The sequence below is a fragment of the Acidovorax sp. LjRoot129 genome (assembly GCF_964253765.1).
Classification (GTDB): Bacteria; Pseudomonadota; Gammaproteobacteria; order Burkholderiales; family Burkholderiaceae_C; genus Acidovorax.
The window spans coordinates 4,156,987-4,173,732 of record NZ_CAXUSE020000001.1; the positions used below are offsets into that span (position 1 = coordinate 4,156,987).

Annotated in this window: 16 protein-coding genes; 9 read left to right on the plus strand and 7 right to left on the minus strand. The window is 67.2% G+C overall.

Annotation, left to right across the window (positions count from 1 at the left end; translation table 11 throughout):
* The first annotated feature begins 83 nt into the window (after positions 1 to 83).
* Complete coding sequence (locus ACSQ3Q_RS19060) at positions 84 to 1,031, plus strand: LysR family transcriptional regulator (RefSeq protein ID WP_436135900.1); 948 nt, start codon at positions 84 to 86, stop codon at positions 1,029 to 1,031.
* 106 nt (positions 1,032 to 1,137) lie between these two features.
* Here the strand turns inward: ACSQ3Q_RS19060 and coaD are convergent, their stop codons facing one another.
* Complete coding sequence (gene coaD, locus ACSQ3Q_RS19065) at positions 1,138 to 1,638, minus strand: pantetheine-phosphate adenylyltransferase (protein WP_436135901.1); 501 nt, start codon at positions 1,636 to 1,638, stop codon at positions 1,138 to 1,140.
* A gap of 290 nt (positions 1,639 to 1,928) precedes the next feature.
* Here coaD and ACSQ3Q_RS19070 point away from each other — a divergent pair, with 290 nt between their 5' ends.
* The 5 genes from ACSQ3Q_RS19070 (at position 1,929) to ACSQ3Q_RS19090 (ending at position 7,051) form a co-directional block, all read left to right on the plus strand.
* Positions 1,929 to 2,756, plus strand: a complete 828-nt coding sequence (locus ACSQ3Q_RS19070; protein ID WP_436135902.1) for a hypothetical protein — start codon at positions 1,929 to 1,931, stop codon at positions 2,754 to 2,756.
* A gap of 347 nt (positions 2,757 to 3,103) precedes the next feature.
* Positions 3,104 to 4,288 (plus strand): helix-turn-helix transcriptional regulator, encoded by a 1,185-nt coding sequence (locus tag ACSQ3Q_RS19075; protein ID WP_436135903.1) that lies wholly within the window; start codon positions 3,104 to 3,106, stop codon positions 4,286 to 4,288.
* Positions 4,289 to 4,407: 119 nt separating this feature from the next.
* A complete protein-coding gene (locus ACSQ3Q_RS19080) occupies positions 4,408 to 6,180 on the plus strand; it encodes a TPM domain-containing protein (protein WP_436135904.1) in 1,773 nt (590 codons plus the stop codon).
* Positions 6,180 to 6,506 (plus strand): hypothetical protein, encoded by a 327-nt coding sequence (locus ACSQ3Q_RS19085; protein WP_436135905.1) that lies wholly within the window; start codon positions 6,180 to 6,182, stop codon positions 6,504 to 6,506. Before ACSQ3Q_RS19080 ends, ACSQ3Q_RS19085 begins: the two co-directional genes overlap by 1 nt.
* Before the next feature lie 44 nt (positions 6,507 to 6,550).
* Positions 6,551 to 7,051 carry a lysozyme inhibitor LprI family protein gene (locus ACSQ3Q_RS19090; protein WP_436135906.1) on the plus strand — a complete coding sequence of 167 codons (501 nt, stop codon included), beginning with the start codon at positions 6,551 to 6,553 and terminating at the stop codon, positions 7,049 to 7,051.
* 258 nt (positions 7,052 to 7,309) lie between these two features.
* On the opposite strand, the gene rsmD is transcribed toward ACSQ3Q_RS19090, so the two are convergent.
* From rsmD to ACSQ3Q_RS19105, 3 genes are all read right to left on the minus strand, one after another.
* A complete protein-coding gene (gene rsmD / locus ACSQ3Q_RS19095; RefSeq protein ID WP_436135907.1) occupies positions 7,310 to 8,005 on the minus strand; it encodes a 16S rRNA (guanine(966)-N(2))-methyltransferase RsmD in 696 nt (231 codons plus the stop codon).
* Positions 8,006 to 8,069: 64 nt separating this feature from the next.
* Positions 8,070 to 9,416, minus strand: a complete 1,347-nt coding sequence (locus ACSQ3Q_RS19100; RefSeq protein WP_436135908.1) for a M16 family metallopeptidase — start codon at positions 9,414 to 9,416, stop codon at positions 8,070 to 8,072.
* Positions 9,417 to 9,438: 22 nt separating this feature from the next.
* The gene (locus tag ACSQ3Q_RS19105) at positions 9,439 to 10,872 is read right to left on the minus strand and encodes an insulinase family protein (protein ID WP_436135909.1); all 1,434 of its coding nucleotides are present in this window, start codon (positions 10,870 to 10,872) and stop codon (positions 9,439 to 9,441) included.
* 28 nt (positions 10,873 to 10,900) lie between these two features.
* Between ACSQ3Q_RS19105 and ftsY the strand changes: the two genes are divergently transcribed.
* The gene (gene ftsY / locus ACSQ3Q_RS19110; protein WP_436135910.1) at positions 10,901 to 12,361 is read left to right on the plus strand and encodes a signal recognition particle-docking protein FtsY; all 1,461 of its coding nucleotides are present in this window, start codon (positions 10,901 to 10,903) and stop codon (positions 12,359 to 12,361) included.
* Positions 12,362 to 12,521: 160 nt separating this feature from the next.
* Here the strand turns inward: ftsY and cutA are convergent, their stop codons facing one another.
* Positions 12,522 to 12,878 (minus strand): divalent-cation tolerance protein CutA, encoded by a 357-nt coding sequence (gene cutA / locus ACSQ3Q_RS19115; RefSeq protein WP_436135911.1) that lies wholly within the window; start codon positions 12,876 to 12,878, stop codon positions 12,522 to 12,524.
* A gap of 246 nt (positions 12,879 to 13,124) precedes the next feature.
* Positions 13,125 to 13,421 (minus strand): DUF4148 domain-containing protein, encoded by a 297-nt coding sequence (locus tag ACSQ3Q_RS19120; protein WP_436135912.1) that lies wholly within the window; start codon positions 13,419 to 13,421, stop codon positions 13,125 to 13,127.
* A 505-nt stretch (positions 13,422 to 13,926) separates the two neighbouring features.
* On the opposite strand from ACSQ3Q_RS19120, the gene rpoH reads away from it, so the two are divergent.
* Positions 13,927 to 14,868 (plus strand): RNA polymerase sigma factor RpoH, encoded by a 942-nt coding sequence (gene rpoH, locus ACSQ3Q_RS19125; protein WP_436135913.1) that lies wholly within the window; start codon positions 13,927 to 13,929, stop codon positions 14,866 to 14,868.
* 130 nt (positions 14,869 to 14,998) lie between these two features.
* Entirely contained in the window at positions 14,999 to 16,033 is a 1,035-nt protein-coding gene (locus tag ACSQ3Q_RS19130; RefSeq protein ID WP_436135914.1) for a Bug family tripartite tricarboxylate transporter substrate binding protein, read from the plus strand.
* Positions 16,034 to 16,133: 100 nt separating this feature from the next.
* On the opposite strand, the gene ACSQ3Q_RS19135 is transcribed toward ACSQ3Q_RS19130, so the two are convergent.
* Positions 16,134 to 16,745, minus strand: a complete 612-nt coding sequence (locus tag ACSQ3Q_RS19135) for an SCO family protein (protein ID WP_436135915.1) — start codon at positions 16,743 to 16,745, stop codon at positions 16,134 to 16,136.
* Between the last annotated feature and the right edge of the window lies 1 nt (position 16,746).

Consider the following 16,746-nt stretch of genomic DNA (forward strand, 5'->3'; position numbering starts at 1 on the left):
GAAGCCGGGATGATGCAGCGCCGCGGGTATTTGGTCGAATGCTTAATTCATCGCTATCCATTCAATATGGATATGCTTGCGCTATGCCCGACACACCCGCTCCACTCGCTCGCCGCATCACCCACCGGCACATCGAGGTGTTCCGCGCCGTAATGGCCGCAGGCAGCGCCACCGGTGCGGCCGACCTGCTGCACAGCTCGCAACCCACCGTGAGCCGCGAACTGGCCCGGCTGGAGTCGTTGCTGGGCTACGCCCTGTTCGAGCGCATCCAAGGCCGGCTGCGCGCCAATGCGCGGGCGCTGGCGCTGTGGGATGAAGTACAGCGATCCTGGCAGGGCCTTGAGCGCGTGGTGGACCGCGCCGTGGCGCTGGGCCGGCCCGACGCGGTGCAGCTGTCGGTGCTGTGCCTGCCGGCGCTGGCGCACGCGCTGCTGCCGGGCGCAGCGGCGCGGCTGCTGCGGGCGCAGCCGCACGCGCGCCTGTCGGTCACGCCGCAAGAATCGCCGCTGCTGGAGGAATGGATGAGCGCCCAGCGCTTTGACCTGGGCCTGTGCGAGCAAACCGCCGCACCGCCTGGCACCCGCGCCGAGGTGTTGCTGACGCTGGACGAAGTGGCCGTGGTGCCCGTCGGCCACGCGCTCGCAAACCGCCCGGTGCTGCAATTGGCGGATTTCGCGGACCAGCCGTTTCTGAGCCTCTCGGCCGACGACCCCTACAGACGCCTGATTGACGCGCGTTTTGCCGAGGCCGCCGTGCCGCGCACCCTGCGCATGGAAACCCACAGCGCCGCGGCCGTGTGCGCGATGGTGGAGCATGGCCTGGGCCTGGCCATCGTCAATCCGCTGACCGCCCTGGCGGCGGCGGCTGCCAACGGCCGGCTCGTGGTGCGGCGCCTGGCGTTTTCGATTCCGTTCAGCGTGGGGTGCGTGCTGCCGCTGTACCGCCCGCCCTTGCCGGAGGTGGCGCCCATGCTGGAGGCGCTGCGGGCCGAGGCGGCGGATGTAGCGCAGAGGCTGGAGGCGCTGCCGTGAGGGCTGGACTCTGGAGCGCCGGGTCCAAAGCCGACACTATAAAATTGATAGCTATTAGCGCTTATAGATCAAGCGCTGGCGGCCAATTTGACCCAAAAAATGGAGATCAGGGAGGCGTGAGGGTGCGCACCTTGTCGGCCAGCCGCTGCTCCACCGACGGCGACACGAACTTGGTCACTTCGCCGCCCAGCACCGCGATCTCGCGGACAAAGGTGCTGCTGATGAACTGGTACTTGTCGCTAGGGGTGAGGAAGACGGTTTCCACCTGCGGCATCAGGCTGCGGTTCATGCCGGCCAGCTGAAACTCGTAGTCGAAGTCGGTCACGGCGCGCAGGCCACGCACCATGGCCTTGCCGCCGCGCTCCACCACAAAGTCGCGCAGCAGGCCCGAGAAGGCCTCGACCTGCACCTGCGGGTAGTTCTTGACGGCATCGCGCACCATGTCGATCCGCTCTTCCAGCGTAAACAGCGTCTTCTTGTGGTGGCCCGCGGCCACGGCGACGATCACTCGTTCGAACAGCTGGGTGGCCCTGCGCACCACGTCTTCATGGCCCAGGGTGATGGGGTCGAAGGTTCCGGGGTAAACGGCGAGTACGTTCTGGGCCATGGCTGGTGGTCTCCTGTCTGGCGGAATGACGTTGGCCCCGGCCCCGGGCGCCTGCCCTTTGGAGGCCAGCCGGGCCGCGTGCGCGCATTATGCAGTGCAGTGCAACATGGCCCGGGCCGGGCGGCGGCGCGTCCGCGTGGCCGCAGCGCAGCGTCCGTGCGCGCGGCGCGCCGTGCAGCCGCCCGGCGCGCGGCGTGCGCATTTCATCCACCTGAACGATGGCGCCCGGGCCCATCCGCCCTACCATCCGCCACCCGTCGTCCGCCCATGGCCCTCCAGCCCGCCCGCCTGTGACCGCTACCCTGCCCCCTGCCGAGCCCACCGCGGCCTCCACCCCCACCGCCCCCACCACCATCAGCGACGCGCTGTTCGACACCGCTGCCTGCCTGAACTGCGGCACCGCGCTCAACGGCCCCTTCTGCGCGCAGTGCGGGCAAAAAAAGGCCGCCCGCATGGGCACCAGCACCGTGCGCAAGGAGGCGTGGGAGCGCTTTCGCTGGTTTGAATGGAGCACCATCCGCAATGCGCTGCGTGTGCTGCCCCAGCCGGGCACGATGGCGCGCGAATACGTGCTCGGCCAGCGCAAGGACCACCCGCACCCGCTGACCCTGTTGTGCCTGGCCATCGGCTTCTTGCTCATCGTGCTGGGCCACACCGACTACCTGAGGCCCGAGCTGCCCAGCGAAGAGGCGCAGCGCATGTACGCGCTGGTCACCGGGTATTCCAAGTGGTCGTTCTCGCTGGGCGCGGTGGCGGCGTTTGCCAGCATGTGGATCGTGTTCCGGCGCTGGGGCTACAACGCGGCCGAGCTGCTGGCGCTGGCGCTGTACTGCCAGGCGGTGTTCATCGCGCTGCAGATGGTCAACCAGCTGCCGCTGGTGCTGGCCCCTTCGCCCGGCCTGCTCAAGTGGCACAAGGCCTGGTCGCCCTGGTACATGACGGCGCTGCAGACGCTGATGCTCATGGTGGCGCTGCGCCAGTTTTTTGTGGTGGACCTGCGGCGCGATGGCTGGCGGCTGCTGCTGGCGGGCGCGCTGTTTGCGGCGCTCAAGTGGCAGGCCACCCAGTGGTATGCGCGCGGCGTGGTGGAGCTGGTGCTGTGGCAGATGGGGGGATGAGGCCTGCGCCACCGGGGCGTGGGACCTGAAGAGGCCGTCTGTCGTCAGGGTCTGTGCGACGCCCCTACGGCGCTGCACCGGGTCGCCCACCAAGCCACCAACCCTTGGATATTGATAAAAAATAGGCCTTGGCGCTTATCCATTAAGCATTTATAGCTATTAATTTAATAGCAAACGAAAAACAGCCGCGCGGCGCGCCCCGCCACCGCCTCGCCCCTCCATCCGTGAACAAAGTCATGGAAAGCGCCGCAGGCACAGGGCCATCCTTCACCTGAATGATGCCGCTGCCGCGATATCGCCCCTACCATCCGGCGCAGTTCATTCGACACGACAAGGAGCCGCCATTGATGGGTGACGCACAGGGCACGCAGCACCTCGGGATACCGGGCTTGGACACGCTCATGGCCGAGAGCCTGGAAGCGCTGGGTGAGACCGGCATGGTCGAGCGCCTGCTGCACCGCCTGGGCGAATCGCTGGGCAGCCACAAGGTGGTGCTGTTTTGCCCCCTGCCCGGCTCGGACGACCCCCTGGCTGCCTACCAATACGGCATGCCCGACGATTTTCTGGCGCGCTACGCCCAGCTCATCCAGGGCAGCGACGCCTGGAGCGAAGCCCTGGAGCGCCAGCAAGGCCAGGCGCTGGCCCGCGGTGGCTCGCTGAGCCAGCAGCTGGTGGCCACGCCCGACCTGCGCCGCGGTGCTTTTTATGCCGACTACCTGCAACCCCTGGGCATCGACGCCATGGTCAACGGCGTGGTCGAGGCCTCGCCCGAGGTCGGCATGCACGTGCTGGCGATGTACAACGACCTCGGCCAAAGCGAGTTCACGCTGGAGCAATTTGCCCGCCTGCGCGCGGTGACGCCCTGGGTGCGCAGCCTTATGCGGGCGCAGCGCCGCCTGCAGCAGGCCCGGCGCCACACCCAGGCGCTGGAGCGCACGCTCGACCAGCTGCCGCTGGGCGTGATGCACGTCAGCCCGCGGGGCGAGGTGCGCTACCTCAACGAACATGCGCGCGCCTGGCTGGGCGTAGAGGACGAATGCCGCGTGCTGCTGCGCCACGCCACCGGCTGGCAAAACCGCCAGCCGCTGCAGCTCGCGCAAGTGCACCCCGCCCTGGCGCCGCTGCTGTCGGCAAGCCTCAGCACCCAGTCGCCGGTGTCGGCGCGGCTTGAGACACAACACGGCCAATCCGCGATGGCCTCGAACACGCTGGTGGCCCTGGCCGCCCCGCTGCGCCAGGGCGCGGAGGCCGCCACCGAGCATCTGGCGCAATTCATTTTGGTGCCCGAGGCGCCACCACATGCCGGTGCCACCGTGTCGGTATGCAGCACGCTGTATGCCCTGACGCCCGCCGAGGCCGCGCTGCTGCCCCTGCTGCTGCAAGGCATGACACCGCGCGAGATGGCCGACAACCGGCACGTGAAGATGCCCACCGTGCGCTCCCAGCTGGCCAGCCTGTATGCCAAGACCGGCACCCGCGGCCAGGCCGAACTGGCCCAGCGTGTGCTGCGCGTGGCGGCGCTGGTGACCTGAATGGTTGAACCACCTGGCGCCCTGCCACGGACTCCAGATTCCCCGACTTCCTGCTTTCGCTTCCTCTCTTTTTTCCATCCCCGCAACGGCGCCCATCGCCGCATGAAAGGCCTCCGCCCATGAAGAACTTCCGCGACCCTGCCCGCATCCGCCCCGTGGCCCTGGCCTGCTGCGCCCTGCTGGGCCTGGCCTTTGGCGGCCTGGCCATGGCCCAGAAAACCGCTGCAGGCGGCAAGCCCAGCAAGGCCCAGCTCGCGGCCGAGCTGGCCGCCACGCTGCAGGCGTGTTCGTATGACGGCAGCCCCCTGGCGTTTTCGCCGCCCGACCTGTCCAAGGGCGGCAACACCGGCCGCGATGTGGTGGCCGAGATCATGAAATACACCGGCCTGCCGGCCAACTTTGTGGTGGTGGAGGGCAAGGTGCCCAACGCGGCGGCGGTCATCATGGCCGGCCCCGACAAGATCCCGCGCCGCGTGATTGCCTACAACCCCAGCTTCATGGGCGACGTGATCCAGGCCACCAAATCCAACAACTGGGCGCCCGTGAGCATCATGGCCCACGAGATCGGCCACCACCTGTCGGGCCACACCATCGTGCCCGGCGGCAGCCAGCCGCCCATCGAGCTCGAATCGGACAAGTTCAGTGGCTTTGTGCTCTACAAGATGGGCGCGCCGCTGGCCGACGCGCAGCGCGCCATCGCCACGCTGATCCCCGAGAAGGACGGCGAAACCCACCCCGGCCGCAAGAAGCGCCTGGCGGCCATCGAATCGGGCTGGAAGGAAGCCTGCGAGCTGCAAGGCGGCGGGCCGCAGTGCTCGGGCGGTGTGCCCGTCCGTGTGGCGGCTGCCGCAGCGCCCGCGCCCGCACCAGCCGCTGCACCGGCACCCACCGCTGCGAAGTCGCCCGCGCCTGCGCCTGCGCCAGCTCCCGCCACCGCAAAGTCGCCCGCCCCTGCACCCGCCACCGCCACCGCCCCTGCACCGGTCACTGCCCAGACCAAGGCGCCCGCGGGCCCGGCCCTTGCCGCCGCAGCGCCCGCGGAGACCCTGCCCAAGGCCGACGCGGCCGCGATCCCCTCCAAGGGCACGCAGTTCATCTATGACGAGTTCGGCTACCTCGACGCGGGCATCCGCGCCAAGTTTGAAAAAGAGATGTACGAGCACGCGCAGCAGGTGGGCGTGGAGATCGTCACCCTGCTGGTGAAGGACCTGGACGGCAAGACCGCCGAGGAATACGCCTGGGCCATGATGCGCCAGCTGCGCGTGGGCAAGCTCGATGTGGGCAACGGCGCGGTGCTGGTGATTGCGCCCGAGCAGCAGCAGGTGGGCGTGGCCATGGGCCCCGGCGTGGCGCTGGAGATGAAGAACCAGGACAAGGCCGCACAGCTCAAGCGCTGGATGGACAGCGCCTGGAGCGTGTGCAAGAAGAAGAACGCCTGCGGCACCTGGACCGAGAACCTGCTGGGCGCGGCCGACCACATCCGCCGCGACACGCGCCACTGGGACTGGACCGTAGCCTACAGCTCGCTGGGCGACATCCAGAAGATGCAGGCCGACGAAAACGGCAAGAAGCTGGCGCCCAAGGAGAGCAAGGTCTGGCGCAAGATCGTGCGCCTGACCGGCACGATCGAAACCCTGAACCCACCCGTGGGCGTGAAGAGCGCGTGGGTCAGCGAGCCCAAGGTGAAGGCCGGCCAGAAGGCCGTGCTGCTGCGCAGTGCCGAAGGCCTGACCACCATGCTCTACGTCGATGCACACACAGAAGGGCTGCAGCCCGGCGGCAAGCTGGAAGAAGGCAAGGTCTACTCGGTGGTGGCGCGCGAGGCCGGGCTGTCGTGGAACCCCAAGGACACGCAGTCGCTGGACGTGCTGAGCTACAACGTGGCGCAGTGATGACGATGTTGCCAACGACGCGCGCAGCCATGGTGGCCATGGCGCTGGCGGGCCTGGGCAACTTGCTGCTGGCCGCGTTCTGGATGTTTGGCGCGCTGCTGGGCGCCAACGGCATGGACTCGGTGCGCGGCGGGCGGTTCTTGGGCGGTTTGGCGCTGGTGCTGGCCCTGCTGTGGCTGGGGGGCCTGGTGCTTGCGCGGCATTTGACGCACTGGGGCCTGGCGCGCGGGTGGAACACGGCGCTGAGCGTGGCGTTGGCCACTGTGCTGACCATCGCCGCGTGGATGGCGCTGGCGTTCATCGCCACCGTGGTGCTGTCGGCGTGAGTCGAAAAAGAAGAAGAATCTTGGAGATGGTCCGGGCGATACCGATGAAAAAACCACCGCAATACCTTGCACTGCCCGTAACCCGGTCGGCGGCACACGTTGGCAAGCTGTCGGCAACCCTCGTGCTTGCACTGCTGCTGGCACCGCTGGCCGCCACCAGCGCCCATGCCGCCGACAACTTCTGCGGGCAGAAGGCGCCCCACCCCATCGACAAAACCCTGGCCGCCTCGGCAGAGCGCAGCGGGGGCGTGACGGCCGACCTGGCCGATGCGCAGTCCGCAGCCTATGCCGCGTGGGACAAGGAGCTCAACCGGATCTACGCCCAGGCGCTCAAGGCCGCGGGCCCTGCCCGGCGCGACGCGCTGCGTGCGGCACAGCGCGCGTGGCTGGCGTTTGATGCGGCCCAGGCGCAATGGGATCTGGCGTTGCATGCGGACCAGGGGACGTCGGCCACCCTCAACGTCGGCGGCGCAGCGCTGGCCCGCCGGCGCGCGCGGGTGTGCGACCTGAGCACGGACCTGGAGAGTTTGAAGACGAACGGGTGAAAGCGGGGCGGTTACCGCGGGACTTCAGTGTTGCCGCGGGGCTCAACAGGGTCGTTGAACCGTCGGGGCAATCCTGGTTGCGGATGTGGTCGCCGCCCCAGTTGCCGCCGCTCTTGCCGTGCAAAGCCGCCTCGCCACCTGCAGGCCCGCGGTGGCTCAACACGGAAGCGCTTACAACCATCACTACAAAAATGATAGCTACAAGCGCTTTATATACCAGCGCTAGCGGCCTATTTCATTCAAATGAGACCGCCCTAGTCAAGGCGCAGGGCTTCCACCACGCTTAAGCAAATGGGCATGCACCGCCCCAGCCTTGAGGTGACGGTGCACGGCCAGCCCGTGGGGCGCAAGCTCTTCGTCCGTCCAGGCGCGCGGCGCTTCCAGGTACACAAAACCGTCGGCCGACACTGCCTTGGCTGCGGCTTCGACCGCGGGCTCGAACAGGGGGCTTTCAAACGGCGGGTCGATCAGCACCAGGTCGATGCTGCCCGGTGCGGCCTGCTTCAGTGCCGCGATGCCGTCGCCGCGCTGTACGCGCACGGCGGATGCCTCCAGGCGCTGCTGCAGCGCGTGCAGCTGGGCCACGAGGGCGGCGTCGTTTTCGACCAGCTGCACGGCGCTGGCGCCACGCGATGCGGCCTCAAAACCCAGTGCGCCGGTGCCGGCAAAGGCGTCCAGGCAGCGCCAGCCGGCCAGGTCCTGGCCCAGCCAGTTGAACAGGGTTTCGCGCACGCGGTCGGGCGTGGGGCGCAGGTTCGGGCGCTGGGCCACGGGCAGCCGGGTGCGCTTCCACTGCCCGCCGATGATGCGGATTTCGCCCGCGGCTTTGTGGGCTGCGGGGGTGGCGGTTTTCTTCGCTGCCTTGGTGGCGGCGGGTGCCGCATCGGCAGGCTTGGCCGCGCGGGCCAGGCGGCCGCCGGGCAGGGATTCGGGGCGCAGGGTGGAGCGGCTCATGGATGGGCTTTCGTGCAGGGGATAAAGGTGTTGCCGGTGTGCCGGGCGCAGCGCGGCGCAGCGCTCATGGCTTGGCCCCCACCACCACGGTCACCATGCGTTCGGGCTGGAGCTTTCGGGCCATGGCGGCGCGCACGTCGGCCACCGTCAGCGCTTCGACCTTTTCCGTCCACTTGTCGAGATAGTCGAGCGGCAGGTCGTTCCACGCAATGTTGGCCACGTTGCCCAACAGCTTCTTGTTGCTGTCGATGCGCAGTGCAAACCCGCCGATGAGGTTGTCCTTGGCGGCACGCAGCTCGTCTTCGGTCGGGCCGTCGGCCACAAAGCGGGCGATCACGTCGCGCGAGACCTTCACGGCCTGGGCCGCCTGGTCGGGCCGGGTCTGTAGGCCCACCGTGAACGCGCCCGCATGCAGGCCGGACGCGAAATAGCTGTACACGCTGTACGAGAGGCCGCGCTTTTCGCGCACCTCGTTCGTCAGGCGCGAGACAAAGCCCCCGCCGCCCAGGATGTGGTTGCCCACCAGCAGTGCGACAAAGTCCGGGTCCTTGCGCTGAAAGCCGGGCTGGCCAATCAGCACATGGGCCTGGGCCGAGGCAAACGGAATGTTCTGTTCGGCCGGCGCCGTCAGCGCATTGATCTCGCCCACGGGCGGCAGCGGCGCGCAGCCCGATGCGGCGGGCAGGCGCGACAGCAGTGTGGCCACCAGCGTCTGGGCCTGCGCGCGCGACACTGCGCCCACGATGCTGACCTTGGCGCGGCAGGCGCCGATGTGCTGGGTGTGAAAGGCCTGCATGTCCGCCACGTTGATGCGTGTCAAAGTGTCTTCGGTGGTGCGCACGCCATACGGGTGGCTGCCGTACACGGCCGAGGCAAACGCGTAGCCGGCCACGGTGGCGGGGCGGGTGTTGGCTTCTTTCAGGCTGGCGACCCAGCGCGCGCGGTCGCGTGGCCACACGTCGGCGGGCCAGCTGGGCTCGCCGATCTGGCGCGCGGCCAGGCGGGCGGCACGGTCGAGCAATGGCGGATCGGTGAGCGAACGCAGCGAGTAATGCAGGGCGTCGTTCTCGGCGCCGGCTTCAAAGCTCGCGCCCAGGTCGGCCCAGGCTTCGCCCAGCCCGTTCTCGTCGAGCGCGGGTTCGCTGCCTGCGGCCTTCACGCCCTTGCTGGCCATGGCCGCCACGGCACTGGCCAGGCCCGCTTGGCCGGCCGGGTCGCGGCGGCTGCCGGCGTCAAAGTCGATCTGCACGTCCACCATCGGGATGACCGGGCTTTCGACCAGGTAAACCTTGGCGCCGCTGGGTTCCGTCCAGTGCTGGATGGGCAGCAGCGCCCAGGCAGAATTTGAATAAAAAACGGCTCCAGCGCTTATCAGTAAAGCGCGAGCAGCTATGTTTTTGATAGTAATCATGTAGTGTGGCCCCGGTGCGGGTTCAACGGATGACGGCGCCCGGCGGCAGCGTGGGGCGCGCGCGGGGGGCATCCAGCGGCTGCGGCAGCAAGGTGGCCACGGTGAGCTGGTCGTCGCCAAAGTATTTGGCGGCCACGGCCTGCACCTCGGCAGGGGTCACGGTGCGCAGCAGCGCCAGCAGGCGTTCGTTGGCATCGAGCGGAAAGCCCTGGATCCAGTTGCCGCCGAGCTCCTGGGCCTGGCTCATGACCGAATCGCGCTCGTACACGGTCGAGGCGATCCACTGGGTTTTGACGCGGGTCAGTTCGGCCTCGCTCACGCTGTCTTTCGCCACGCGGGCCACTTCGGCACGCAGGGCGTCTTCGACCTGCTGGGCGGTCTTGCCGGCAGCGGGCACGCCGTTGAGCATGAACACGCTGGGCCCACGCCCCGTCACCATGGCACCGCTGTTGGCGCTGTCGGCCACGCGGTTCTCGCCCTGGGTCAGCGCGCGGTCCAGCCGTGCGCCGTCGTAGCCATCCAGAACCGCCGACAACACCATGAGCGCGAGCGCATCACGGTCCTCGTCGGTCAGGTCCACCACCCGATTCAGGCTGGGTGCGCGAAACGCCAGCGCCACATAAGCCTGTTCGGCCGGCGCCTTGACGGCGATGCGACGCAGGCCCCGCTGCGCGGGCTCGGTGCGGGGCTTGCGCTCGGGCAGCGCATGGGCGGGGATGCTGCCGTAGTACTTTTCTGCCAGCGCCCGCACCTGGGCCACATCCACATCGCCGGCCACCACCACCGCGGCGTTGGTGGGCGTGTACCACTGGCGGTAGAAGGCGCGCGCGTCGTGGGGCGTCATCGCGTCGAGGTCGCTCATCCAGCCCACGATGGGGCGGCGGTAGGGCGACGCGGTGAAGGTGGCAGCAAAAAGCTGCTCGGCCAGCATGGCGCGGGGTTGGTCCTCGGTGCGCAGGCGGCGCTCTTCCTTGACCACTTCGAGTTCTTTCTTGAACTCTTCATCCGGCCAGTGGTTGTGGGCAAAGCGGTCGGACTCGAGCTTCATCACGTCCTCAAGCCGGCTCGAAGGAATCTGCTGGTAGTAGCCCGTGTAGTCGCGGCTGGTGAACGCGTTTTCGCGCCCGCCCAGCGCCGCCACGCGCCGCGAGAACTCGCCCGGCGGCAGCGTCTTGGTGCCCTTGAACAGCATGTGTTCCAGCACATGGGCCACGCCCGTGGTGCCGTCCACTTCGTCCATGGAGCCCACGCGCACCCAGACCATGTGCACCGCGGTGGGCGCGCGCCGGTCGGGCTGCACGATCAGCTGCATGCCGTTTTTCAGCGTGAACTGCTGCGCGCCGGAGGCCGTGGTGGACGGCGTGGCGGAGGGTTGAGACACCGGGGTGGTGGCCGCAAAGGCAGCCCCGGACGAGAGGCAGGCCAGCAGGCCCAGTAGGGTGAAAGCGCGTTTCATAGAATGGGGTGATTCTAAGAACCCGCCAATGTTCAGTTTTTTCAAGAAAAAGCCCACCCCCGAGTCCGCACCCACACCGGAGGCCGCCGCACCTGTGCCGGCGCCACTGGCACCTTCTGCAACGCCTGCTACATCGCCTGCTCCCGCGCCAGCGCCAGCCTTTGCGCCGGCACCGACCGCTGTCGCTACGCCCGCGCCTGCCCCTTGGCCCCCCGCTCCCGCGCCGCTGCCACCGGTGGCTCACCCCGGCCCGCCTGCGGTGCCCGTGGAGCCTGCCCCGGCGCCAGCGCCCTCGGCGTTTGGCTGGCTGCGCAACCCGTTTGGCAACAAGTCGCCTGAGCCAGCAGTGGCACCTGCGCCTGTGGCAACGCCAATTCCAGTGGCTGCACCTGCCGCGGCGCCGCTGACGCCTGCACCAACGTCTGCGCCCGGTCAGCTGGCGCCCGCGCCCCCACCAGTGGCCGCGCAGCCGGTGGTGCCCCCAGCGCCTGCCCACTTCACCCCGTCACCTGCGCCCGCAACGGCTGCGTCTGTGCCTGCGCCCGCCCCGGCCGCCCCTACGGCGCCAGCGATCCCCGAGCCCGAGGCCGAACGCAAAGGCTGGCTGGATCGTCTGAAAGCCGGCCTGCGCAAAACCGGCACCAGCATCACCACGGTGTTCACCGGCACGCAGATTGACGATGCGCTGTACGAAGAGCTGGAAGAAGCGCTGCTCATGGCCGACACCGGCGTGAAGGCCACCACGCACCTGCTGGAAGACCTCAAGCGCCGCGTCAAAGACAGCAAGACCACCGACCCAGCCGCCGTCAAGGGCCTGCTCGCCGATGCGCTGGCCGACCTGCTGCGGCCGCTGGAAAAAGCGCTGGTGATCGGCCAGTACACGCCCACCGTGATCATGGTGGCGGGCGTCAACGGCGCGGGCAAGACCACGTCCATCGGCAAGCTCACCAAACACCTGGCCGACGAAGGCGCGGCCGTGCTGCTGGCTGCGGCCGACACCTTCCGCGCCGCGGCGCGCGAGCAACTGGGCGTCTGGGCCGACCGCAACACCGTGGAAATCGTGAGCCAGGAAGGCGGCGACCCCGCCGCCGTGAGCTTTGACGCCGTGACCGCCGGCAAGGCCCGGGGCAAGGATGTCGTGCTGGTCGACACCGCCGGGCGCCTGCCCACTCAGCTGCACCTGATGGAAGAGCTCAAAAAGATCCGTCGCGTGGTGGCCAAGGCCGATGCCACTGCCCCGCACGAGGTGCTGCTGGTGATCGACGGCAACACGGGCCAGAACGCGCTGGCCCAGGTGCGTGCTTTCGATGACGCGCTGCAGCTCACCGGGCTCATCGTGACCAAGCTCGACGGCACGGCCAAGGGCGGTGTGCTGGCAGCCATCGCGCAAGAGCGCCCGATTCCGGTGTATTTCATCGGCGTCGGCGAAAAGCTGGAAGACCTGGAAACCTTCAGTGCGCGGGAGTTTGCGCAGGCGCTGCTGACTTGAGGTGGGGGCAGCGGGCGGGCTCCGGCTACCGCCCCGCAACTTGCGCCGAGCGTTGATCCTTTTGAACGCGGGCCCGGGCACCAAGGTTTCGGCGCCCGCAGTGGGGGCGCCTGGCCTCAGCAATCAACGGCGCGAGGGTGCAGCGGAGCCTGCCGCTCGGTCAGGCCAACACGGCGGCCTGGGCAGCCTGGGCGACCTGGGCATCAACCCAGCTGGCGTACTCGGCAGAGCCCTGCACCGCCTGCACCACCAGCTGCGGTAGTGCATAAGGGTGCTGCGCCCGCAGCAAACCAAGCAACCCATCCACCGCCCGCGGCACTGTTTTGCACACCAAGCGGAACTCCCGGTCTTCCTGCAGGGCACCCTGCCAGCGAAAGTACGCGGTGATCGGGTCCACCTGCACACACGCCGCCAGGCGCGACTGCAACACCGAATGCGCCAGCCTCCGCGCCTCGGCTTCGTTGGCCACCGTGGTGGTGACAACACGGATTTCGCAAAGGGCGGTCGGTTCGGTCATGCGCGTCTCCCGAAAGCTGGGCTGCGCAGTCTGCCATAGGCCCCTTCGCAATACCACCCGGGAGAACGCCGCCCCGAATGGCTGGGTTCAGGCGCTTTGGTGGGCGATTGCAGACCTGCCCGAGGGTTGGCGTTGGCATGGGCGGCCGCCACCGCCAAGTTGCCGATGGCGGTGGACAGGGGCTGCAAGAATGAAAAAAGGCGCCCAAAGGCGCCTTTCTATTTACCAGGCCGGAGCCCGGGAAACTCACATCGCGTTGCCGATTTCGCCCGCCGAGATTTGGCCGGTGCGCACAGCGTCCGCTGCCTGTGCACGCACCGCAGTGCGGTCGGCCGTGGACTCGTAGGTCACCACACGCGAACCAGCAGGCTCAATGCTGCGTGTCTGTGCCACGGTGGCAGCTTCTGCGGAAACTTCAGCACGGGTGCGGCTGGTTTCAAACTTGGTGGCGAATTGCGAAGCATCGGCTTCGTCGGCTTGGGCGGCAAAAGAAGCGAAGGCAGCGACAGCGGCGATGGAGAGGAAGCGTGCAGTGTTGTTCATGATGAAGGTCCTTGAAGTTTAAAAAGCGTCTCAAAAAAACCGGAGCGGGGCAGAAAACCAGGAGTTGCCTCAGACCGGGTTCGGTGAGTCGCCTTGCGGGTTCGGCTCATCGATGGGTTGAACTGTACGCCTCACCTGGTCGCAGAAAAACTAGCGAGTCGCGAACTGACTGTTCTGTAAATGACAACAATCGCCGCACGGGGTGGCCAATAAGCACTCCACTGCATCAAATTGCGTTTCTGTCAGGTTTCGATGTGCATCACAGTGCAACTCCGCGGAACCTTCAAGCGCTTCGGCTGCCCCTACAACAGTACTTGCCACCAGAAAAAACCCCTTTGAAATCAATCATCTTTGGCGATTGCCCCGCTCCAAGAGGCTGCGGACCTTTCACAAGAGACGTTTGATCGCCCGCGGCCCGCTCAGAACAACCAGACGGGAACTCTGGGCTTAGCACTCGATCTGATGGAGTGCTAATATTCACGGCTTAGAGGAAAGGATTCCTGGAATGAACATTCAGTCTGGAACCGCGACGACGACTTTGGCCCCTGCCAACCCTTGGGCGCTGGTGCCCCCGCTGGGCAACCTGGACGCCTACATTTCGGCCGTCAACCGCCTGCCGCTGCTGACCCCCGAGGAAGAGCAAACCTATGCGCGCCAGCTGCGCGACAACAATGATGTGGATGCCGCCGGCCGGCTGGTGATGTCGCACCTGCGCCTGGTGGTCTCGATTGCGCGCCAGTACCTGGGCTATGGGTTGCCTCACGGCGACCTGATCCAGGAAGGCAACGTCGGCCTGATGAAGGCCGTCAAGCGCTTTGACCCCGAGCAGGGCGTGCGCCTGGTGAGCTACGCCATGCACTGGATCAAGGCCGAGATCCATGAATACATCCTGAAGAACTGGCGCATGGTGAAGGTGGCCACGACCAAGGCCCAGCGCAAGCTGTTCTTCAACCTGCGCTCGATGAAGCAGGGCTTCAAGGCCGACGCAGCAGCCGCTGACGCTGCGACGCACCGCGACACGCTGTCCGAAAACGAGATCGATGCCGTCGCCGCGCACCTCAATGTGAAGCGCGAAGAAGTCATCGAGATGGAAACCCGCATGTCGGGCGGCGATGTACTGCTGGACCCCGCGCCTTCGGACGATGGCGAGCAGGCCTTTGGCCCCATTGCCTACCTGGCCGACGCCTCGCATGAGCCCACCGCCATGATCGAGTCGCGCCAGCGCGATGCCCTGGCCACTGACGGGATCGCCACGGCGTTGAACAGCCTGGACGAGCGCAGCCGCCGCATCGTGGAAGAGCGCTGGCTCAAGGTCAACGACGACGGTACCGGCGGCATGACGCTGCACGACCTCGCCGCGGTCTATGGCGTGAGCGCCGAGCGCATTCGCCAGATCGAGGTTGCCGCGATGAAGAAGATGAAGAAGGCCCTGGCCGAATACGCCTGAGCACCGACGCACGCAGTCGGAACGGACACAGGGGCGCGGTAATATTCCGCTCCTGCAGAAGATGCCTCACGGGGCCCCAGTTCTGGGGCCCCGTGCTGTTTTTGGCCCCCTACATTCCAAAGGAGACTCCATGTCACGCCCCGCATTCCGCCGTGCCTCGCTGTTGATGATCGCCCTGGCGGCAGCTTCCCCCTGGGCCCTGGCCCAGAGCACCGCCGCCAAGCCATCGGCATCGCCCGCTGCAGCCGCACCGCTGAACTGGCCGACCAAGCCCGTGAAGATCATCGTGGGCTTTCCGGCCGGCTCGTCGCCCGACCTCACGGCGCGCACATTCGCCGAGCCCTTGTCCAAGGCGCTGGGGCAGCCGGTGATCGTGGAAAACAAGGTGGGCGCGGGCGGCAACATTGGTGCTGACGCGGTGGCCAAGTCGCGCGACGACCACACCATCGGCCTGATGATCAACGGCAACATGACCATCGCCAAGATGCTCAACCCGGCGGTGCCGTACGACCCGCTGAAGGACCTGGCCCCGTTGAGCCTGATCGGCACCTCGCCCCTGGTACTGACGGCGCCCGTGAGCCAGCCTGGCGTGCCAGCGACGGCCGATGCGCGCGAGTTCTTCGTGGCGGCGCGCAACGGAGGCGACAAATGGAGCTACGGCACGCCCGGCGTGGGTACGGTGGGCCACATTGGCACCGAGCTGCTCAAGTCGCGCAGCAACATCAACCCGGTGCATGTGCCCTACCCCGGCTACCCGCAGGTGGCCACGGCCATGCTGGGCGGCCAGCTGCAGATGGCGCTGATGCCCCCGGCGTTGGCCCAGGCTCAGATTCGCGCCGGCAAGCTGCGCGCGATTGGCGTGACCTCGGCGGGGCGCAGCCCGCTGGCACCGGATCTGCCCAGCCTGGCCGAAGCGGGTATCCGTGGCTTCAACCTGGAGATCTGGAACGCCTTTGCAGCGCCTGCCACCATGCCCAAGCCGGTGCAGGCCAAGCTGGCCGCGGTGATCAGTGAAATCGCCCGCAGCGAAGACGTGCGCAGCAAGCTGTTCCAGCAAGGATGGCAAGTGGCTGGCACGTCGCCCGAAGGCCTGGCCAACCGCATCAAGGCAGACACCAGTCTGCTAGGCGGCGTGATTGCGATGCGGGGCATCAAGGTCGAGTGAAGACCCACGGACAAAGAGCAAAAGGGCCCATCGCGGGCCCTTTTTTTATGGCCCTCGCCTGGCAACGCCGGAGCGCAAACCGGGCAAGAGCGCCGAGTGCTCAGCCCGCTTCGCCCAGCAATGCTTTAACGTCCGAAGCCAGGGCCTGCGCGCCGCTGCCGTAGCGGTTGTACACGCGCAGACGGCCGGCAGTGTCATACACATAGCTGCCGGCAGAGTGGTCCATGGTGTAGCTCGTGGGGGTCTTGCCGTCGACCTTCTTGTAGTAGATCTTGAAGTCCTTGGCGACGGCGGCGAGCTGCTCGGCGCTGCCGTAGAGCGCGAGGAACGTGGGATCAAAGTTGGCCATGTAGGCCTTGAGCACCTCGGGCGTGTCGCGCTCTGGGTCGACCGTGACGAAGATGCCCTGCAGGCGGTCGCCGTCCTTGCCCAGCATCTTCTTGACCTCGGCCAGTTCCTGCATCGACGTGGGGCACACGTCGGGGCACTGGGTAAAGCCAAAGAACACCACCACCACCTTGCCCGCAAAGTCCTTGATGTGGCGCGCCTGCCCGTTGTGGTCGGTCAGCGGGAGGTCCCGGGCGTAGTCGGCACCGGTGACGTCCACGCCGCGAAACTCCGCCTTTTTCTCAGAACAGGCACTAAAAATGGCTGTAGCGCTTATAGATAAAGCGCTGACAGCTATTAATTTGATAGCATTTCTCTTGAGCATG